The sequence below is a fragment of the Variovorax sp. P2_H12 genome (genome assembly GCF_056403395.1).
In genome coordinates, this window is sequence record NZ_JBFUFO010000036.1 from 22,476 (window position 1) to 43,166 (window position 20,691).

Here is a 20,691-nt window from a genome sequence, read left to right on the forward strand (position 1 = left end):
ACGAAAGGAATGCCAGGTCCCTCCCGCAAGGGAAGGCCCTGGCGGCGTCAGGCCCGAGGGCCTGCGCTGTGCTGTGCGGCCATGCCTTCGGGCGAGGCCTCACAGCACAGCGAATCCCGCAACCAAGGTGGAAATCATGTCGAACCCGGTGCCAGTCATTCCCGCGAAGGAAAGCCCATGGACGCAGTTGCTCGTCGGCCGCGCCGCGGGCACGTTGGCGGCGGCCCTGGATGCGGCGTCGGAGCCGGTCGAGGAAGCGACCCCGACGCAGATCGAGAGCGCGGTGCGGGAAGTCAACGCCTCGCTCGCCAGCCGCTCGATCAGCCTGCAGTTCGAAGTCGACAAGGACACCGACAAGCTCATCGTCAAGGTGGTCGACCTGAGCAACGGCGAGGTGATCCGCCAGATTCCGAGCGAGGAAGTGATTCGCATCGCGAAGGTCATGGGCAAGGCGCCCGGGATCCTGGTGAGCCAGCAGGCCTGAAGCACCCGGCCCACTCTTCAAACGCAATCAAGGAAACAACAAGATGGCAACGATCAGCAGCCTGGGCGTCGGCTCCAACCTCGACCTGAGCACCCTGCTCAAGCAGCTCCAGACGGCGGAGAGCCAGCCGCTGGTGGCGCTGGAGGCCAAGGCCAAGAGCTACACCAGCAAGCTGTCGGCCTATGGCTCGCTGCAAAGCGCCCTCGGCGTGCTGCAGGGCGCCGCCAAGAAGCTGTCCGATCCGGCGCTGTTCCAGGCCGTCACGGGCACGCCCACCGTGAGCGGCATCCTCTCCGCCTCGTCCACCGACGCCAGTTCGGCGGGCAGCTACAGCATCACCGTCTCGAAGCTGGCGCAGGCGCAGTCGGCCATCACGGCGGGCCAGGCCAGCACCACCACCGCGATCGGCAACGGCAAGATCACGATCGACTTCGGCACCATCACCGGCGGCACGCTGGACGCCGCGACCGGCAAGTACAGCGGCGCCGGTTTCACTCCGGACGCCTCGCGCATCGCGAAACCGATCACCATCGATGCCACCAACAACACGCTGGGCGGCATCCGCGATGCGATCAACGCGGCCGATGCCGGCGTCACGGCCAGCATCGTCAACGACGGCAGCGGCACGCCCAATCGCCTGGTGCTGGTCTCCACGCAGACCGGCGCGGCCTCGAGCATGCGGATCTCGGTCGATGGCGACGCGGCGCTGCAGAACCTGCTGAACAACGACCCGTCCGGCACGCAGAACCTGCAGCAGTCGGTGGCGGCGCAGAACGCCGAACTCACCGTCAACGGCATCGCCATCACGAGCGCCAGCAACACGGTCAAGGAAGCGATCCAGGGCACCACGCTCACGCTGGTGTCGGCCGGCACGACCAGTCTCTCCATGAAGCCCAACACGACCTCGGTGAAGACCGCGATCAACGACTTCGTCAAGGCCTACAACAGCCTGCAGAGCACGGCGACCACCCTGACCGCCTATGACGCCGACACCAAGACCGGTGCGCCGCTGGTCGGCGACTCGACCTTGCGCATGCTCCAGAGCCGCATCCGGCAGGCGCTCACGACGCCGCAGATCGGCGGCCCGAACGAGATGAAGGTGCTGACCGAGATCGGCGTCGGCTTCCAGAAGGACGGCACGCTGGCGGTGGACTCGACCAAGCTCGACAAGGCGCTCGACGCCAACCTGGAAGGCGTTTCGAAGCTCTTCGCCAGCGCCACCGGCAGCACGGCGGGCTACGGCAAGCAGCTCGACGCGCTGGTGGAGGACCTCAATCGCACCGGCGGCTCCCTGAAAGTCGCCACCGACGGCGTGACCTCGACGATCAAGCAACTCGACGAGCAGTACGACGCGATGCAGGTACGGGTGGATGCCACGGTGGATCGCTACCGCAAGCAGTTCAGCCAGCTCGACGTCCTGATCAACAGCATGAACAGCACCATGAGCTACCTCACGAAGCAGTTCGATGCGATGAACGCCAGCAACGGCAATTGATCCAGCCACCCGAAAGCCGCCGATGTACACACCCCACAGTTTCAGGACCGGCGCCGGCGCCTACGCGCGCATCGGCGTCGACACCGGCGCGATGAGCGCTTCGCCGCACCAGCTGATCTGCATGCTGTTCGACGGCGCCAAGTCGTCCATCGGCATGGCCCGGCACCACCTGTCGATCGGCGATATCGGGGCCAGGGGCCAGGCGATCTCGAAGGCGATCGACATCGTCGACAACGGCCTCAAGGCCGTGCTCGACGCCAAGACCGCGGGCCCGGAAGGCGAGGCCCTGGTGGCCAACCTGTCGGCGCTCTACGGCTACATCATCCAGAGGCTTCTCTACGCCAACCTGCGCAACGACGTGCAGGCGCTCGACGAAGCCGATGGCCTTCTCGAAAACATTGCATCGGCCTGGCGCGAGATCGACGCCGGCCCCGCGCGCAGCTGACGCGCCCGATGAGAACCACAGGGGACAAAATGGCAGCCAGGAGTGAAGTCGTGCATTGCTACGGGCAACTCGCCTCGGGCGTTGCACGCATGGCGGAGCTGGCCCGGGCCAGGGAATGGGGCCGGCTTCCCGCGCTGGAAGAGCAGTGCGCGGCGATCGTCGATCGGCTGAAGGTGCTCGCTCCACTGGAGGCGCTCGACCCCAGCCAGTTCGAGCAGACCTGTCGCCTGATCGACCAGATCCGTGCCGACCAGGACGAGGTCTGCGGGCTGGTCAAGCCGCAGATCGAACAGTTGATCGCCCGCATGAGCTTCCTGCAGCAGCAGCGCAGCCTGGGCAAGGCCTACGGGCCGCCGCACTGAGCGGACGCGAGCTGGCCATGAGTGGACTCACCGGACTGATCGATGCGCTGCTGGCCGTCAAGGCTTCGCCGCGGCTGGACGTGCTCGCGATCAAAGGCGAAGCCCAGATCGGCGCGCCCGGCGCGGTGGTGCAGGTGCTGAAGGTCGACAACGATGTGCGCCTGCCCTCGAAGGCCGCGCTCGATCGCCTGCTTCCCGGTGGTTCGCCGAGCCTGCCGCCTGCCCATGCGGCGCAGCAGGCGCCCGAGGCCGAACTGTCGGTGGCGGCGCGCGTCATCAGCGCGGTGCTCGCCGACCTCGAAACGGATGCCGGCCCGGTGCGCGGCACCGCGCCCGCCTGGCCTTCGCAGCAGGCGCCTTCGGCCCCCGCGCTGGCCACCACGCTGTCGCAGACCGTGGCCCACAGCGGCCTGTTCTACGAATCGCATCTGGTCGATTTCGCATCCGGCAGCCGCACGCTGGCGCAGATGCTGGAGGAGCCCCAGGCGCGCTGGGCGACACCGCTGGCCGCCCAGAGAGCGGCCGAGCCGGCGGCCGCCGCGGCGCTTCCGGTGAACCCGGCGGCCGTCTCGACCTTGCCGGTGGCCCCTGCGGTCGCCATGGCGCCCCCCGTGCCGGAGACCGCAGCGCCGGCCGCCGCCGATCCGGCGCAGGGCGCGCCCGCGTCTTCGCCGCGCGCCGCATCGCCGGCCGCCCAGGCCGGCGCGCCGGCGGACGGCGCCGCCCCGCAGGATGCCGACGCCGGTGCATCCGCGGATGCCGCACGTCTGCAGGCCGCTTACGGGCGCAGCGACGCCGCGCGCCCGGCACCGGCACCGGAAGCGGCCGTGTCCGCGCGCCTGGAAGAGGCCGCCCCGGCGCATCACGCCGCCGCGTCCGTGGCCAGGGTCGCCGTGCCGGCTGCCGAAGTGATTCATCCGCAGGCCGTGAGCCTGGTGCATCAGCAGCTGGACCTGCTGGCGACGGCGGTCTTCCGCTGGAACGGCGAGGCCTGGCCGGGCGTGGCGATGAACTGGTCGGTCGAGAAGGAAGCCGCCGAGCCCTCGGGCGAAGCGGCGGTCGAGGATGGCGCGCAGCGCTGGTCAACCACGGTCTCGCTGAACCTGCCGCGGCTTGGCGAGGTCGCCCTCCGCCTGAGCCTCGCGGGCCCTGGCCTGCAGGCGCGGCTGGCGGCCAGCGAGCCGGGCACGGTGACGAGATTGCGCGCCGACGGCCGTGCGCTGGTGCAGCGGCTGGAAGCCGCCGGCCTGCGCGTGCAGGACCTGCAGGTGGCGCCGATGGAGCCGCCAGCGGCCGACCGGCCGGAGGACGCATCGTGAGCACGCCGATGGACGACCGGCCCGTCGCGGTGGCGCTGTCCTATGCCGACAAGACCCGGGCCCCGGTGGTGGTGGCCAAGGGCTATGGCGTGGTGGCCGAGTCGATCATGCGCGAGGCGAGGCAGAACGGGCTCTACGTCCACGCCTCGTCCGGCCTGGTCAAGCTGCTGATGCAGGTCGACCTCGACCAGCAGATCCCGCCGCAGCTTTATGTCGCGGTGGCCGAAGTCATGGCCTGGATCCACGGGCTCGAAAGCCGCGCCGAAGCGCAGGCAGGCTCATCCTGAAAGACCCCGAATCATGGTCGGAAAATGAAATGATACTTTTTGTTTCACTGTCAATGATTATTCATTGAGTTAAGCGGTTCCATACACATTAATACTTTTTGATGCAGTCTGATTTTTAATACTAATTAGTCAAAAAAATTGAACGGAGTCGCCTATTTCTGACGTAACCGATTTGGACTACTTTTCATTGGAGAGCCAGTTCGAATTATGAGTCGACCTCAACGACGTGTCAGATAAGTCTCACTTTCCGCAACGGCGAGGCGAACGGTAACGAAGTTGTTAACAATTGTGTATAGACTGCAAACTAGATTTCGAATGGAGTTCAGAGTGGAAATGGATATCGATGGCGGCGGCAATAGTGGCGACATCTCGAAAGAGATCGGCGACATTAACCTGGCCTATATGCTGCTCGCTCAAAAGCTTGCCAAACAGGATCGGGCTGCGGCCATGTACCGCCTCGGCGTCGGACGTGAATTGGCGGATTTGCTGGCCAACATGTCCTTGACGCAGATTGTCAAATTGGCGACATCCAATTTTCTGCTCTGCAGCTTTCGCCTTGACGATCACCCGATGTTCGCGGTGTTCGGCGAAGGCAAGGACACCTCGCTGCAGCAGGCTCACATGTCGATCCTGATGGCGGCGCGCCAGCTCCAGGCGCGCGAAGCGGATGCGCTGGCATGAGCGCCGCGCCGGGCCGCCCCAAGCAAGCTCGCGCCGCAGTGCGCAGCACGGAGGCTTCCTGATGGCCGCGAAAAGCGTTCTCGGCGAGGTCCGGCAGGTTCAATTGGCGGTTGAATTGATCGAGCTCGGCGCCCGTCTCCAATTCCTCGAAGCAGAAGTCGGATTGAGCCGCGAACGGCTGATCCGCCTTTACAAGGAACTGAAGGGCGTTTCGCCGCCCAAGGGCCTGTTGCCTTTTTCGACCGACTGGTACATGACCTGGCTGGCCAATATCCATTCGTCGATGTTCTACAACATGTACCGCTTCATGCTGCATGAGGCCCGGGAGGGCGAACTGCAGGCATTGATCAAGAGCTACCGCCTTTATTCGGAGCAGATCGAGGCCCACGGCGGGGAAATCGTTCTGGATTTCACGCGCGCCTACACGATGGTCCGGTTTTTCGACAGCGACATGCTGCAATTGAGCACCTGCAGCCGCTGCGGTGGCCATTTTGTCGCCCATGCGCACGACCATAAGCACGGCTATGTGTGCGTGCTGTGCCGTCCCCCTTCGCGGGCCGGCAAGGCGCGCAGTCCGAAGCGCGTCGAGGAACCTGCCGAGAGCCTGCCATCAGCGCAGCCTTCAATTCTCGCCGCGCATTCCGCACTGAACGCGAACGGAGTTCATTGAAAACGGTAATTTTTCATTGATTCAGAGTTTTTATTGATTTGACGCCTGCGGGCAAAAGGGGACGCGCGTGCTCGTGCTGGTTGGATACCTGGTAGTGATAGGGGCCGTTTTCGGCGGCTACGCCCTGATGGGCGGGCATTTCGGCGTCCTGTTCCAGCCCGTCGAACTGCTGATGATCGGCGGCTCCGCGCTGGGCGCCTTCATCGCGGGCAACAACGGCAAGACCATCAAGGCGACGATGAAGGAGCTGCCGCTGCTGCTGCGTTCGTCCAAGCACAACCGGCAGCTCTACATGGACCTGCTCGCCCTGCTGTACGAGTTGCTCGCCAAGGCGCGCAAGGACGGCATGATGAAGCTGGAGTCCGACGTCGAGAACCCGGGCGAGAGCGAGATCTTCGGGCGCTACCCGGTCATCATGGCCGACAGCGAACTGATGGAGTTCCTCTGCGACTACCTGCGCCTGGTCATCAGCGGCAACACCGACCCGTTCGAGATCGAGGCCCTGATGGACCACGAGATCGAGACCATCCGCCATGAGGCCGAGGTCCCCCAGCACAGCCTGGCCGGCGTCGCCGATGCCTTGCCGGCGCTGGGCATCGTGGCGGCGGTGATGGGCGTGGTCCACGCGCTGGCTTCCGCCGACCTGCCGCCTTCGGAGATGGGCGCGCTGATTGCGCATGCGATGGTCGGCACCTTCCTCGGCGTGCTGCTCGCCTACGGCTTCGTGTCGCCGCTGGCCTCGCTGATCGGCCAGAAGGTCGAAGAGGCCATGAAGGTCTACCAGTGTGCCAAGGTCACCCTGCTCGCCAGCCTCAACGGCTATGCGCCGCAGCTCGCGGTGGAGTTCGGCCGCAAGGTGCTGTTCTCCACCGAGCGCCCCTCCTTCACCGAACTGGATGACCATGTTCGGGAAGTCAAGGCACGCTGATCGGCAGGGGGCGCGGACATGAGCGCAGACAAGCAGCACATCATCGTCAAGCGGGTGGTCGCGGGCGGTGGCGCACATCATGGCGGCGGCTGGAAGATCGCCTACGCCGACTTCATGACCGCCATGATGGCGTTCTTCCTCGTCATGTGGCTGCTGGCGATCTCGACGCCGAAGCAGCGTGAAGGCATCGCCGAGCATTTCCGCATGCCGCTCAAGGCCGCGCTCAGCGGCGGCGACAGGAGCAGCCTGAGCACCAGCATGATCCCGGGCGGCGGTGCCGACCCGATCCACAGCGAGGGCGAGGTCCGGCAGGTCAGCCAGAGCGAGGAGGAGGCCGACGCGGAACGCCTGGCCGAGATGAAGAAGCGGCTCGATGCACTGATCGAGAACAGCCCGGTCTTCAAGCAGTTCCGCTCGCAGATCCTGATCGACATCACGACCGAGGGCCTGCGCCTGCAGCTCGTCGACAGCGAGAACCGGCCGATGTTCGACCTCGCCAGCGCCCGGGTGGTGCCGCACATGCGCGCCATCCTGCGCGAGCTCGGGCCCAAGCTCAACGAGCTGCCCAACAAGATCACGCTGTCGGGCCATACCGATGCGTTCGTCTACACCAACGGCGACAAGGCCTACGGCAACTGGGAGCTGTCGGCCGACCGCGCCAACGCCTCGCGGCGCGAGCTGGTGATCGGCGGCATGACCGAGACCAAGGTGCTGCGCGTGGTCGGCCTGTCCGACAGCATGCACCTGGACAACGCCGATCCGCGCAATCCGATCAATCGGCGCATCAGCATCATTCTGCTCAACCGCCAGACGCAGGAGCGGATCGAGCGCGAGAACAGCGGCGACGGGGCGGCCGCGCGGGTGAGCGCCGCGCGGGCCGCCGCGCCGGGCAGCAGCAGCGACCTGAAGCCGGCCGCCTTCAAGCCCCAGGCCCCGACGCAGTAACAGAGACGACAGACCCAGCATCGGCCCCTCGGGGCCGGCATCGGAGCAAACAGATGGACCTCAGCCAGTTTTCCCAAGCATTCTTTGTCGAAGCGATCGAGCTTCTGGCACAGATGGAGCAATTGCTGCTCGAACTCGACGTGGAGTCGCCGGACAGCGAGCAGCTCAACGCGATCTTCCGCGCCGCGCACTCGATCAAGGGCGGCGCCGCCACATTCGGCTTCACCGCGCTGACCGAGACGACGCACCTGCTCGAGACACTTTTGGACCGGGCACGCCATGGCCAGCTGCGCCTGAGCGGGCCGATGATCGATGCCTTTTTGGAAACGAAGGACGCCTTGCAAGAACAAGTCACTGCCTACCAGGCGAACAAAGAGCCTGAAGCCGCCCGCGTCGCGCACATCTGCGCCGTGCTCCAGCAACTGGCGATGGAGAACAGCGCCGGTGGCGCGCCTGCGCCCGCGCCCGCCGCGGCACCCGTGGCGGCGGCCGCACCGGCAGCCGCGCCATCGGGGTCCGGCGCGCTGCGCATCCGCTTCGCCCGCCTGTCGGACACCGAATGCGATCTGCTGGCCGACGAACTGGCCAACCTGGGCCGGCTGGTCTCGCGCACGCGCAGCAACGACCAACTGACCGTGATGCTGGAGACCACCTGCAATCCGGAGGACATCGTCGCCGTCTGCTGCTTCGTGATCGACGAATCGCAGATCGACATCACGCGCGATGCAGCCGAGGAGCCGGCGATGCAGGCGCAAGTGCAGGCCGCGCCGCCGGCAGCCGCGCCCGCGCCGCCCGCCGCCGAGCCCGGCGCCAAGGCGCAGGCCGCCGCCTCGCCCGCCGCTGCCAAGGAGTCGAGCTCGATCCGCGTCGATGTCGAGAAGGTCGACCAGCTCATCAACCTGGTGGGCGAACTGGTCATCACGCAGTCGATGCTCACGCAGGCCGCCACCATGCTCGACCCGGTCGTCTACGAGCGCTTCCTGAGCGGCCTCGGCCATCTGGAGCGCAATGCGCGCGACATGCAGGAGTCCGTGATGTCGATCCGCATGATGCCGATGGACTACGTCTTCAGCCGCTTCCCGCGCGTCATCCGCGACGTCAGCGCCAAGCTCGGCAAGCAGGTCCGCCTCGACACCTACGGCAAGGAGACCGAGCTCGACAAGGGCCTGATCGAGCGCATCGTCGATCCGCTCACGCACCTGGTGCGCAACAGTCTCGACCACGGCATCGAGACGCCCGACATCCGCCTGGCCAAGGGCAAGGACGCCACCGGCCAGCTGCTGCTGTCGGCGCAGCACCACGGCGGCAACATCGTGATCGAGGTCAGCGACGACGGCGCCGGCCTGAACCGCGAGAAGATCCTGGCCAAGGCCATGCAACAGGGCCTGCCGGTGAGCGAGACCATGCCCGACGAGGAAGTCTGGCAGCTGATCTTCGCGCCGGGGTTCTCGACCGCCGAGCAGGTGACCGACATTTCCGGCCGCGGCGTCGGCATGGACGTGGTCAAGCGCAACATCCAGGAGATGGGCGGCCATGTCGAGATCCAGTCGCGCGGCGGCCACGGCACCACCACCCGCATCGTTCTGCCGCTGACGCTGGCGATCCTGAACGGGATGTCGGTCAAGGTCGGGGCGGAGGCCTACATCCTGCCGCTGAGCTACGTGATCGAGTCGCTGCAGCCGCTCGCCGACCACCTGCATTCGATCACCAGCGACGGGCATGTGATCAAGGTGCGCGGCGAGTACCTGCCGCTGATCGAGCTGCACCGCGTCTTCGACGTCGCGGGGGCCCAGGTGAACCCGACCCAGGGCATCCTGGTGATCGTGCAGGCCGACGACGCGCGCTTCGCGCTGCTGGTCGACGAACTGCTGGGGCAGCACCAGGTGGTGGTGAAGAACCTCGAGACCAACTACCGCAAGGTGCCCGGCATCTCGGCGGCGACGATCCTGGGCGACGGCAGCGTGGCTTTCATCATCGACGTCGGCGCCATGCCGCGCATCCAGCGTGCACAGGCGGCGAGCGCCGCCGCGCTGGCCGGCGCCGCCAGGCCGCAGGCGATCGCGGCCTGACGCTCTTTCATGCAATGCCCCGGACGTCCCGACCAGGGCCTGTGTGAGCAGGCCCCAGAGGGATGCTTGACCCAAGCTTCAGACGGAGACGCTTGCAATGCGCTTTGATTTTTTCAAACTGTCGGGCTCGGCCCCGGCCCCGGCCACGGGCGGCGAGGGCGCCGCCGACCGCCTCGCCGCTGCGCGCGATGCGGGTGAACAGGACGAAGACCCGCTGGAGCCGCGCGAGGCCAGCGGCTATGTGCGCTACGCCGTGCAACTGGACGCGCAACAGCGGGTCAAGGGCTATCGCATGGCCTGGCTCCCGGCGCCCGGGGGAGGGGCGACGCCGGACGCCTCGAGCCAGTTCCATGCGCTGCTCGACAACATCTGCAGGCACCTCAACCCGACGCGCAGCGGCTGGCGGCTTGGCCGCCAGGTGATCTTTCTCGATGTCACGGTCGACGCCCTGTTCCTGACCGAGCTCCAGTCGCTGCCGCCCGAGAACGTGGTCCTGTGCATGGGGATCGACGACCTGCTGGACGCCGACACGCGTTCGATGCTGCTGTTCCTGCGCGAACAGGGCTTCGGCTTCATGCTGCGCGACGCGCAAGTGCTGCCGAGCGACCCCGAGCTGCGCGAGATCATCACCCACGTCGACGTCGGAAATGGGGACCCCGACCGCGTGGCGCGCATCCGAAGCGCGGAGCAGCCGGGACGCGCGCCGCTGCAACTGATCGCCTCGCGGATCGACGACTGGCAACAAGCCGAGTCCTGCGCCGAGCGCCGCGTGGACGTGTTCGTCGACGGCTCGCTGGCGCATCCGCTGGTGAAGGAGGGCGGCGACGCCCTGCAGCCCGAGTCGGTGCTGATCGTGCGCCTGATGCACATGATCCAGCGCAACGAGAACCTGCGCGCCATCGAATCGGCCCTCAAGCGCGACGCCGCGCTCACTTACAGGCTGCTGCGTCACATCAACTCTCCGGCCATCGGCGCCGGCGTCGAGATCCATTCGCTGCGCCACGCGGTGGCGATGCTCGGCTACGCGCCGCTGTTGCGCTGGCTGTCGCTGCTGCTGGCGACGAGCAACAAGTCGAGCTCGCCCTTCATGACCAAGAAGGCGATCACGCGCGGGCGCTTCGTCGAGCTGATGGGCCAGCGGATGCTGCCGGCCGGCGAGGCCGACAACCTGTTCGTGGTCGGCATGTTCTCGCTGATCGACCAGCTGCTCGGAATCTCCATGGAGCAGGTGCTGGCGAAGGTGCAGCTCGCGGAGTCGGTGCAGCAGGCGATCCTGGAGCGCAAGGGCGTCTATGCACCCTTCCTCGCGCTGGCCGAAGCCTGCGAGGGCGACGGCGCCCAGGCGGCGCGCCTTTCCGAGGCGCTCTTCGTGAGCTCCGGTCAGGTCAATGCGGCGCACCTCGCGGCGCTGGTCTGGTCGCAAGAGGTGAACGCGCACGAGGCGGCAGGATGAACCTGTCGCGCGAGTTGCAAGGTATTTGTCCCCTTGATCGATCCATTGGAAAAGAGGCCCGCTATGTACATTGAAGCGCATGCACCGACGCCGGCCGTGAACACCGAATTCCTATTTACCGACAGCGACTTCTCCAAGGTCCGGACGCTGATCCATCGGCGGGCCGGCATCGCCCTGGGCGAGCAGAAGCGACAGATGGTCTACAGCCGCCTGTCGCGCCGGCTGCGCGAGCTGCGGCTGCCGGAGTTCTCCTCCTACCTCGAGTTGCTGGAGTCGCGCCAGGACGGCGACGAATGGCAGTCGTTCATCAACTCGCTGACCACCAACCTGACCTCCTTCTTCCGCGAGGCCCATCATTTTCCGGTGCTGGCCGAGCACGTGCGCAAGGCCAGGGAGCCGGTGACGATCTGGTGTTCGGCGGCCTCGACCGGCGAGGAGCCCTATTCGATCGCGATCACGCTGATCGAGGCGCTCGGCGACAAGGCCAACGCGGCACGCGTGATCTCGACCGACATCGACACCGCGGTGCTGGCCAAGGCCCAGGCCGGTGTCTTCACCGCCGAGCAGGTGAGCCGATTGTCGCCCGAGCGGCTGCGCCGCTTCTTCAGCAAGGGCACCGGCACCAATGCCGGCAAGGTCCGCATCCGGCCCGAGGTCGCGCAGCTGGTGAAGTTCTCGCGCCTGAACCTGCTCGACCCTTCGTGGTCGGTGAAGGAGCCGGTGGACGCGATCTTCTGCCGCAACGTGATGATCTATTTCGACAAGCCGACGCAGAAGAAGGTGCTCGACCGCTTCGCGCCGCTGCTGAAGACCAACGGACTCCTGTTTGCCGGCCATTCGGAGAACGCCTCGCTGGTCAACCAGAGCTTCAAGTCGCTCGGCCACACGGTGTACGAGCTGGCGCGGGTGAAAGCCAAGGCGGGCGTTGCATGAGCGCAGGAGTGCCGGGTTCGCTGGCGAACCACCACTACTTTGACCGCGATGTCGGCAGCATGGCGGTCAAGCTGCTGCCGTCGGAATACTTCGTGACCACCACCGACACGGTGCTGACCACGGTGCTGGGCTCCTGCGTCGCGGCCTGCATCCTCGACATCGACAACGGTGTCGCGGGCATGAACCACTTCATGTTGCCGGAGGAGGGCGACGCGGTCCCGCGCGACGCCGTCGAGTCGATGCGCTACGGCGCCTACGCGATGGACGTGCTGATCCGCGAGCTGATCCGCTCCGGCGCGCGGCGCGATCGGTTGCAGGCCAAGGTGTTCGGCGGCGCCGCGGTGCTGGCGAACATGACCACGCTCAACATCGGCGACCGCAACGCCGACTTCGTCCTGCGCTACCTGAAGGCCGAACGCATCAGCATCGCCGCGCAGGACCTGCGCGGCCAGCACGCGCGACGCGTGTGCTTCATGCCCGCGAGCGGGAAGGCGGTGGTGCGCAAGCTGCGGGCTCAGAACGACGTGCAGGCGATCCAGCGCGAGGAGGGCGAACTGCTGCGCAAGCTGTCCGTCCAGCGCCCGGCGATCGGGCTGCGCAAATTCAACTGCGCCGGCGCCGAGGCGACGCCGGGGGCACGAACCAAGGGACTCTGGTGAGCGCGAACAAGATCAAGGTGCTGTGCATTGACGATTCGGCGTTGATACGCAGCGTGATGACCGAAATCATCAACAGCCAGCCTGACATGACGGTCGTCGGCACCGCGGCCGATCCGCTGGTGGGCCGGGACCTCATCAAGGTCACCAACCCGGACGTGCTCACGCTCGACGTCGAGATGCCGCGCATGGACGGCCTCGAGTTCCTCGAGAAGCTGATGCGGCTGCGGCCGATGCCGGTGGTCATGGTGTCGTCGCTGACCGAGCGCGGCTCGGAAATCGCTTTGCGCGCGCTGGAGCTCGGCGCCATCGACTTCGTGACCAAGCCGCGTCTGGGCGTGCGCGACGGCCTGCTCAGCTACACCGAGCTGATCGCGGGCAAGATCCGCACGGCCGCCAGCGCCCGGCTGCTGCCTTCGCGGCATGCCGCCTCGGCGCGCACCGCGGCCGACGGCGCGCCCGAGGCGTTGTTGCGCAGTCCGCTGCTGAGCACCGAGAAGCTGATCATCATCGGGGCCTCCACGGGCGGCACCGAGGCGATCCGCGAGGTGCTGCAGCCGCTGCCGCCGGACTCGCCGGCGATCCTCATCGCGCAGCACATGCCTTCGGGCTTCACGCGCTCGTTCGCGCAGCGGCTCGACGGCCTGTGCCGGATCACGGTCAAGGAAGCGGAGCACGGCGAGCGCGTGCTGCCGGGCTATGCCTACATCGCGCCGGGCGGGTTTCACCTCTCGCTCGGCCGCAGCGGCGCCAACTACGTGGCGCACCTGGACCAGGAGCCGCCGGTGAATCGTCATCGCCCCTCGATCGACGTGCTGTTCGATTCGGCGGCCAGGCACGCCGGCAAGAACGCGATCGGGATGATCCTCACGGGCATGGGCAAGGACGGCGCCGAGGGACTGCTGCGCATGAAGCGCGCTGGCGCCCACACCTTCGCCCAGGACGAGGCGAGCTGCGTGGTCTTCGGCATGCCCAAGGAAGCGATCGCGCTCGGCGCCGCCGACGAGGTGGCCCCGCTGGGAGAGATGGCGCGCCGCGTTTTGGCGCACCTGCGCACCTTTGGCGCGCGCACGAATCGGGTTTGAAAACGAACTGTTGGAGTGGAGAGAAAAGTGATTGACAAGAGCATCAAGATCCTGGTCGTGGACGACTTCCCGACCATGCGGCGCATCGTGCGCAACCTGTTGAAGGAGCTCGAGTTCCTCAACGTCGACGAAGCCGAGGACGGCGCTGCCGGCATCGAGAAGCTGCGCGGCGGCAATTTCGGCTTCGTGGTCTCGGACTGGAACATGCCCAACATGGACGGCCTGACCATGCTCCAGACCATCCGCGCCGACCCCGAACTCAGCAAGCTGCCGGTGCTGATGGTCACGGCCGAAGCCAAGAAGGAGAACATCGTCGCAGCGGCCCAGGCCGGCGCGAACGGCTATGTGGTCAAGCCTTTCACGGCCGCCACGCTCGAAGAGAAGATCACCAAGATCTTCGAGAAACTCAACAAGGGTTGACCACCATGAGCACGAACGCGATCGACGCCGAACAGGGGAACACCGCCGAAGAGTTGCTGGGCCGCATCGGACAGTTGACGCGTCAGTTGCGCGAAGGCCTGCGCGAACTGGGGCTCGACAAGGAGGTGGCCAAGGCGGCCCAGGCGATCCCCGATGCGCGCGACCGGCTGGCCTATGTGGCCGCGACCACCGAACGGGCGGCGCACCGCGCGCTCAACGCCATCGACGTCGCGCAGCCGCTGCAGGAAGGACTGGCCACCGAGGCCAAGGGCCTGAGCAAGCGCTGGGACGAATGGTTCGCCAATCCGATTGAGCTCGACCATGCGCGCGAACTCGTGATGGACACGCGGGGCTACCTGGCGGATGTGCCGCAGAAGACCAACGCGATCAACACGCAGCTCATGGAGATCCTGATGGCGCAGGACTTCCAGGACCTGACCGGCCAGGTCATCAAGAAGATGATGGAAGTGGTCAACGACATGGAGACCGAGCTGCTCCAGGTGCTGATCGACAACACACCGCTCGAGAAGCGGCAGGAAATCGTCCACAACAGCCTGCAGAACGGCCCGCAGATCGTGGCCGGCAACCCCGATGCGGTGGCCGACCAGTCGCAGGTCGACGACTTGCTGGAAAGCCTCGGCTTCTGAGTCTCTGATTCAGCGAGAAGGAGGGCGTTAGCGCTCTTGATCGGGCGATTGTTCCGGCCCTTCGAATCGAATAATCAGTCATGTGCAGGCGTTCCTCGCCTGCTGCTCCAGGAGCATGAATGGCTGAGGAAAGCGATCTCGAAAAAACGGAACCGGCCTCCGAGCGGCGCCTCGAAAAGGCGCGCGAAGAAGGCAATGTGGCCCGCTCCCGCGAGCTGACCACGCTGGTGATGCTGGCGACCGCCATCGGCGGCCTCTGGTTCACCGCCGAGTCGCTCGGCGGCACCCTGAGCGCCGCCATGCGCCGCGGCCTGCAGTTCGAGCGCGGCATCGCCTACGAACCCACGCAGATGCTGGCGCGCACCGCCTGGATGGGCATGCAGACCCTGATGGCGCTCGCACCCCTGTTCGCGATGATGGTGGTGGCCGCCGTGGTGGCGCCGATGATGCTCGGCGGCTGGCTGCTGTCGGGCAAGGCGGTCTCGCCCAATTTCGGCAAGCTCGACCCGCTGGCCGGCATCGGGCGCATGTTCTCGTCCCAGTCGCTGGCCGAACTCTTCAAGGCGCTGGCCAAGTCGCTCCTGATCGGCGGCGTCGCCTACCTGGTGATCATGGACGAGCTCGAGGCGGCCATGGCGCTGCTGGGCCAGCCCGAATCGACCGCCTTCCCGCACGCCATCATGCTGGTGGCGCGCAGCTGCGCCCTGATCGCCTCCGCGCTGCTGCTGGTGGCGCTGGTCGACGTGCCCTGGCAGCTCTGGACCTACTACAAGAAGCTGCGCATGTCGCGCGAGGACGTGCGCCAGGAGCACAAGGAAAGCGAAGGCGATCCGCACATCAAGGCGCAGATCCGCCGCCAGCAACAGGCCATCGCCAAGCGCCGGATGATGTCCGAAGTGCCCAAGGCCGACATCGTGGTCACCAACCCGACGCACTTCGCGGTCGCGCTCAAGTACGTCGACGGCGACATGCGCGCGCCGCGCGTGGTGGCCAAGGGCACCGACCTGATCGCGCAGCGCATCCGCGAGATCGCGGTCGCCAACAAGGTCGCGATCCTCGAGGCGCCGCCGCTCACGCGGGCGCTCTACAAGCACACGCGCCTCGGCGACGAGATTCCCGCGGGCCTCTACACCGCGGTGGCCGAGGTGCTGGCCTGGGTCTACCAGCTCAAGCGCTGGAAGACCGAAGGCGGCGAGGCGCCGCGCACGCCGACCGACGTCGCTGTTCCCGAAGAACTCCAATACACGGTGCCGACATGAACGCCATGACCAACCTGATGCGTCTGCCGACGCAGTTCTTCTCCGGCAGCCAGTTCAAGGGACTGGCCGGCCCGATCCTCATCATCATGATCCTGAGCATGATGGTGCTGCCGCTGCCGCCCTTCCTGCTCGACCTGCTGTTCACCTTCAACATCGCGCTGTCGGTGATGGTGCTGCTGGTCAGCATGTACACCATGAAGGCGCTGGACTTCGCCGCCTTCCCCGCGGTGCTGCTGTTCTCCACCCTGCTGCGGCTGTCGCTCAACGTGGCCTCCACCCGCGTGGTGCTGCTGCACGGCCACACCGGGCCCGATGCGGCGGGCAAGGTGATCGAGGCCTTCGGCCACTTCCTGGTCGGCGGCAACTTCGCGGTCGGCGTGATGGTGTTCATCATCCTGGTGCTGATCAACTTCATGGTGATCACCAAGGGCGCGGGCCGCATCGCCGAGGTCGGCGCGCGCTTCATGCTCGACGCCATGCCCGGCAAGCAGATGGCGATCGACGCCGACCTCAACGCCGGCCTGATCGGCGAGGACGTCGCCCGCAAGCGCCGCACCGAAGTCGCGCAGGAGGCCGACTTCTACGGCTCGATGGACGGTGCCAGCAAGTTCGTGCGCGGCGACGCCGTGGCGGGCCTCTTGATCATGGTCATCAACATCATCGGCGGCCTGGTGGTCGGGGTGGTGCAGCACGGACTGGACTTTTCGACCGCCGGCAAGACCTACACGCTGCTGGCGATCGGCGACGGCCTGGTGGCACAGATCCCGGCGCTCGTGATCTCGACCGCGGCCGGCGTGATCGTCTCGCGCGTGACCACCGACGAGGACGTCGGCAGCCAGCTCACGGGCCAGCTGTTCTCCAACCCGCAGGTTCTGTTCCTGACGGCCGCGATCATCGGCCTGATGGGCATGATCCCGGGCATGCCGAACCTGGCCTTCCTGCTGATCGCGGGCGGCCTGGCCTGGCTGGGTCACGGGCTTCTCAAGCGCAAGCCGAAGCAGGAGGCGGCGCAAGCGGCCGCCGCGCAGGCCGCGCTGCCCCCGGCGGCCGAGACCGCCGAGGCCAGCTGGGACGACATCTCGCTGGTCGATCCGCTCGGCATGGAGGTCGGCTACCGGCTGATCCCGCTGGTGGACCAGTCGCAGCAGGGCGAACTGCTGGGCCGCATCAAGAGCATCCGCAAGAAGATCGCGCAGGAGATCGGCTTCCTGGTCCCGGTGGTGCACATCCGCGACAACCTCGAGATCAAGCCGAACACCTACGTGATCAGCCTGAAGGGCGTCGAGATCGGACGCGGCGAGGCCTTTCCGAACCAGTGGATGGCGATCAACCCGGGCCAGGTCACGGGCAGCCTGCCCGGCACGCTGACGCAGGACCCGGCCTTCGGCCTGCCGGCGGTGTGGATCGACGGCAACCTGCGCCAGCAGGCGCAGATCCACGGCTACACCGTGGTCGACGCCTGCACCGTGATGGCCACCCACCTGAATCACCTGATCCAGACCCATGCCGCCGAGCTGCTGGGCCGCCAGGAAGTGCAGCAGCTGCTGGACCAGATCGCCAAGACCGCGCCGAAGCTGACCGAGGACCTGGTGCCGAAGGTCATCACGCTGAGCACGCTGCACAAGGTGCTGCAGAACCTGCTCGAGGAAGAAGTGCCGATCCGCGACATGCGCACCATCCTCGACGTCATGGCCGAGCATGCGCCGACCGTGAAGGACGCGACCGAGCTGACGACGCTGGTCCGGCTGGCGCTCGGCCGCGCGATCACGCAACAGCTTTTCCCCGGCGATACCGAACTGCAGGTGATCGGCCTGGACGGCTCGCTCGACAGCGTGCTGCAGCAGGCCATGACCAGCAGCAGCGGCATCGAGCCCGGCCTGGCCGACAACCTGCTTCGCCAGACCCAGGCCGCCATCGTGCGGCAGGAGCAGATGGGCCTGGCGCCGGTGCTGGTCGTGCAGCACGCGCTGCGCGTGCTGCTCTCGCGCTTCCTGCGCCGCAGCCTGCCCCAGTTGAAGGTGCTCTCCCACGCGGAGATCCCTGACTCTCGCAACATCAAGATCACCGCCACCATCGGAGGAAGAGTTTGAGCATTTCTACAGACGTGCGGGCCACGGCCCGCAAATTCGTCGCCGCCACCAGCCGCGAGGCCCTGCGGCTCGTGCGCGAGGCGCTCGGCGCCGAAGCCATCGTGCTGAACCATCGCGTGATTCCCGAGGGCGTCGAGATCGTCGCCATGGCCGAGGGCGACGTGACGCAGGCGGTGGCGAGCGCCGCGCCGCTGGTGGCCGCCAAGGCGCCGGCGCCGGTTGCTGCACTGGCCCCGGCCGTGCCGGCGATGCCGACGCCTGTCGCAATGCCGGCCCCGGCCCCGATGCCGGCGGTCGCGGCACCCGCGGCCCCGACCGACGTCGTCCTGAACGAACTCCACTCGATGCGCGGCATGCTCGAGGAGCAGCTCGCCAGCGTGGTGTGGAACGACCGCCAGCGCCAGGACCCGGTGCGCGGCCGCCTGCTGCGCACCCTGCTCGGCGCCGGCTTCAGCGCCCGCCTGTCGAAGGCCATGCTGGAGAAACTGCCGATCGGCCAGACCTATGCGCAGGGCATGGCCTTCGCGCGGGCCGAGCTGATCCGCGCGGTGCCGGTGTACGAGGACGAGGACGCGCTGCTCGCGCAAGGCGGCGTCTACGCGCTGATGGGCCCGACCGGCGTCGGCAAGACCACCACCACCGCCAAGCTGGCGGCGCGCTGCGTGATGCGCTTCGGCGCCGACAAGCTGGCGCTGGTGACCACCGACAGCTACCGGATCGGCGCCTACGAGCAGTTGCGCATCTACGGCCAGATCCTCGACGTGCCGGTGTTCGCGGTCAAGGATGCGGCCGACCTGCACCTGGTGCTGCAGGACCTGCGCGACAAGCACATGGTGCTGATCGACACGGTCGGCATGAGCCAGCGCGACCGCTCGGTGTCGGACCAGATCGCGATGCTGTGCAACAGCCACCGTCCGGTCAAGCGGCTGCTGCTGCTCAACGCGACCAGCCACGGCGACACGCTCAACGAAGTCGTGCACGCCTATCGCAACGGCGGCGGCGGCAACGACCTGGCGGGCTGCATCTTCACCAAGGTCGACGAGGCCACGCATCCGGGCGCGCTGATCGACACCGTGATCCGCCACCGGCTGCCGGTGCACTACATCTCGAGCGGCCAGAAGGTGCCGGAGAACCTGATGCTCGCCGACCGCTCGCAACTGGTCGACAGCGTGTTCCAGCCGCGCCGCCACAACCCGCTGTTCGTGCCGGCCGAGGCCGACATGCAGGATGAGCCCGCGGGCGCGGCGCCACAGGCCCTGGTCGTGCAGGCGCAGGCCGAGGCCGACCGGCTGCGGCTGCAGTACCAGAACCTGATCCGAGCCATGGCGCACGACGCCCAGGAGCTCGCGACCGCCGCCGGCGCGCTGGCCGGGGCGCAGATCGGCTTCGAGAGCGCGCGCCGCCTGTGGCGCAACGCGGGCGACGAGGCGATCGGCCACAAGTCGGTGCTGGACGACCTGCTGGTGCAGGCGCGCAGCGAGGTCGTGGCCGGCTGCGACACCCATGTGCTGGCCCTGTCGGGCCAAGTCGGTCTGCGCTCGAACGAAGGTGGCGACGCCTACGAATGCCAGAGCAGCCTGCTGCTGTCCGATCGCAGCGGCCTGCCGCTCGCGGCACCCAACCAGTGGCTGTCGACCGCGGCGGTGCGCGGCGGCCCCGACGCCAGGCGCAAGCCGGGGCTGCGGCAGGTCCAGTGGCTGCGCCAGCAGTCCCTCGGCCGCACGCTGGTGCACGTGCTGCCCCGGTTGCCGGGCGTCGAATCGATGGCCGAATGGCAAGGCCAGGCACAGCGATGGCTGGCGCGCGCGCCGGGCTCGACCGCAGTGATCGACCCCGTCTCCGAGGCGTCGAGCACGCTGGCGCGGCTGCGTGTCGAATTTGGCGAAGCGCGGGCGGTCGTGTTCCGCGGCAAGCCCGCGCTGCAGTGCGAGGCCCATGCCGAGGTGCTGCTTCGCCTGGGCCCGACGGCGGCCGTCGACAAGGATGCGCTGCCGGTGCTGCGCTGCGTGGTCACGCGCGTGCTGGACGAACGCGGCCAGAAGATCCTGGCCCAGGGCTACTTGCTATCGAACATCGGCGGCGAGGTGCCGGCGCGCCAGCTGGCCCAATGGCAGGCCTGGGCGGCCGACGCCGACCCCTGTTTCCGCCTCATCCGGCAGGGCGTGCAGCTGGTGGGCGGCATGGGCGAGCTGGGCGACCCGGACATGATGAAGCGCCTGCTGATCGCCGGCCAGGTGACGACCACGGTCTGGCGCCTTCTGCATGCAAAGGGCGAATGGGCCGACCGCACCCGCATGCTGCTGAACCAGCTCACCGGGCGGCCGGCGCGATCGAGCCGGCCGCTGTCGGGCAATGCGCTGTATGTCGGCGTCGGCAAGCTCTTCATGCTGCTCGAGGCGCTCGGCACCGAGTCCACCGCGCCGACGCAGCAGCCCAGGGCGCTCGCGCAGCACGGTTGAGGAG

General features: G+C 67.2%; 20 protein-coding genes. All 20 read left to right on the top strand.

Annotated features, from left to right (window positions below; all coding sequences use genetic code 11):
• Positions 1-136 precede the first annotated feature (136 nt).
• The 20 genes from AC1DYK_RS25695 to flhF all read left to right on the top strand — a co-directional run bounded on the left by AC1DYK_RS25695 (position 137) and on the right by flhF (position 20,687).
• Positions 137-484, top strand: coding sequence for a flagellar protein FlaG (locus tag AC1DYK_RS25695; protein ID WP_478168859.1), 348 nt, complete (start codon positions 137-139; stop codon positions 482-484).
• A gap of 43 nt (positions 485-527) precedes the next feature.
• The gene (fliD, locus tag AC1DYK_RS25700; protein ID WP_478168860.1) at positions 528-1,979 is read left to right on the top strand and encodes a flagellar filament capping protein FliD; all 1,452 of its coding nucleotides are present in this window, start codon (positions 528-530) and stop codon (positions 1,977-1,979) included.
• 22 nt (positions 1,980-2,001) lie between these two features.
• Complete coding sequence (fliS, locus tag AC1DYK_RS25705; protein ID WP_478168861.1) at positions 2,002-2,424, top strand: flagellar export chaperone FliS; 423 nt, start codon at positions 2,002-2,004, stop codon at positions 2,422-2,424.
• Positions 2,425-2,453: 29 nt separating this feature from the next.
• Positions 2,454-2,786 carry a flagellar protein FliT gene (locus tag AC1DYK_RS25710; protein ID WP_478168862.1) on the top strand — a complete coding sequence of 111 codons (333 nt, stop codon included), beginning with the start codon at positions 2,454-2,456 and terminating at the stop codon, positions 2,784-2,786.
• A gap of 17 nt (positions 2,787-2,803) precedes the next feature.
• Entirely contained in the window at positions 2,804-4,105 is a 1,302-nt protein-coding gene (gene fliK / locus AC1DYK_RS25715) for a flagellar hook-length control protein FliK (RefSeq protein ID WP_478168863.1), read from the top strand.
• Positions 4,102-4,392, top strand: a complete 291-nt coding sequence (locus AC1DYK_RS25720) for an EscU/YscU/HrcU family type III secretion system export apparatus switch protein (protein ID WP_478168864.1) — start codon at positions 4,102-4,104, stop codon at positions 4,390-4,392. The genes fliK and AC1DYK_RS25720 overlap by 4 nt, the downstream gene beginning before the upstream one ends.
• 333 nt (positions 4,393-4,725) lie before the next feature.
• A complete protein-coding gene (flhD, locus tag AC1DYK_RS25725) occupies positions 4,726-5,073 on the top strand; it encodes a flagellar transcriptional regulator FlhD (RefSeq protein ID WP_478168951.1) in 348 nt (115 codons plus the stop codon).
• A 61-nt stretch (positions 5,074-5,134) separates the two neighbouring features.
• A complete protein-coding gene (flhC, locus tag AC1DYK_RS25730; protein ID WP_478168865.1) occupies positions 5,135-5,743 on the top strand; it encodes a flagellar transcriptional regulator FlhC in 609 nt (202 codons plus the stop codon).
• A 67-nt stretch (positions 5,744-5,810) separates the two neighbouring features.
• Positions 5,811-6,671, top strand: a complete 861-nt coding sequence (gene motA / locus AC1DYK_RS25735; RefSeq protein ID WP_478094603.1) for a flagellar motor stator protein MotA — start codon at positions 5,811-5,813, stop codon at positions 6,669-6,671.
• 18 nt (positions 6,672-6,689) lie between these two features.
• The gene (motB, locus tag AC1DYK_RS25740; RefSeq protein ID WP_478168866.1) at positions 6,690-7,616 is read left to right on the top strand and encodes a flagellar motor protein MotB; all 927 of its coding nucleotides are present in this window, start codon (positions 6,690-6,692) and stop codon (positions 7,614-7,616) included.
• Between the two features lie 53 nt (positions 7,617-7,669).
• Positions 7,670-9,685 carry a chemotaxis protein CheA gene (gene cheA / locus AC1DYK_RS25745; RefSeq protein WP_478168867.1) on the top strand — a complete coding sequence of 672 codons (2,016 nt, stop codon included), beginning with the start codon at positions 7,670-7,672 and terminating at the stop codon, positions 9,683-9,685.
• A gap of 97 nt (positions 9,686-9,782) precedes the next feature.
• The gene (locus tag AC1DYK_RS25750; protein ID WP_478168868.1) at positions 9,783-11,138 is read left to right on the top strand and encodes an EAL and HDOD domain-containing protein; all 1,356 of its coding nucleotides are present in this window, start codon (positions 9,783-9,785) and stop codon (positions 11,136-11,138) included.
• A gap of 63 nt (positions 11,139-11,201) precedes the next feature.
• A complete protein-coding gene (locus tag AC1DYK_RS25755; protein ID WP_478168869.1) occupies positions 11,202-12,071 on the top strand; it encodes a CheR family methyltransferase in 870 nt (289 codons plus the stop codon).
• Positions 12,068-12,730, top strand: a complete 663-nt coding sequence (gene cheD / locus AC1DYK_RS25760; RefSeq protein ID WP_478168870.1) for a chemoreceptor glutamine deamidase CheD — start codon at positions 12,068-12,070, stop codon at positions 12,728-12,730. Before AC1DYK_RS25755 ends, cheD begins: the two co-directional genes overlap by 4 nt.
• Before the next feature lie 56 nt (positions 12,731-12,786).
• Positions 12,787-13,812 carry a protein-glutamate methylesterase/protein-glutamine glutaminase gene (locus AC1DYK_RS25765; RefSeq protein ID WP_478168952.1) on the top strand — a complete coding sequence of 342 codons (1,026 nt, stop codon included), beginning with the start codon at positions 12,787-12,789 and terminating at the stop codon, positions 13,810-13,812.
• Positions 13,813-13,842: 30 nt separating this feature from the next.
• Complete coding sequence (cheY, locus tag AC1DYK_RS25770) at positions 13,843-14,232, top strand: chemotaxis response regulator CheY (protein ID WP_478094447.1); 390 nt, start codon at positions 13,843-13,845, stop codon at positions 14,230-14,232.
• 5 nt (positions 14,233-14,237) lie between these two features.
• A complete protein-coding gene (cheZ, locus tag AC1DYK_RS25775; RefSeq protein WP_478168871.1) occupies positions 14,238-14,879 on the top strand; it encodes a protein phosphatase CheZ in 642 nt (213 codons plus the stop codon).
• Between the two features lie 119 nt (positions 14,880-14,998).
• Positions 14,999-16,138 carry a flagellar biosynthesis protein FlhB gene (gene flhB / locus AC1DYK_RS25780; protein WP_478168872.1) on the top strand — a complete coding sequence of 380 codons (1,140 nt, stop codon included), beginning with the start codon at positions 14,999-15,001 and terminating at the stop codon, positions 16,136-16,138.
• A complete protein-coding gene (flhA, locus tag AC1DYK_RS25785) occupies positions 16,135-18,228 on the top strand; it encodes a flagellar biosynthesis protein FlhA (protein WP_478168873.1) in 2,094 nt (697 codons plus the stop codon). The genes flhB and flhA overlap by 4 nt, the downstream gene beginning before the upstream one ends.
• On the top strand, positions 18,225-20,687 hold the full coding sequence (flhF, locus tag AC1DYK_RS25790) for a flagellar biosynthesis protein FlhF (RefSeq protein ID WP_478168874.1): 2,463 nt from the start codon (positions 18,225-18,227) through the stop codon (positions 20,685-20,687). Before flhA ends, flhF begins: the two co-directional genes overlap by 4 nt.
• Positions 20,688-20,691: the final 4 nt, after the last annotated feature.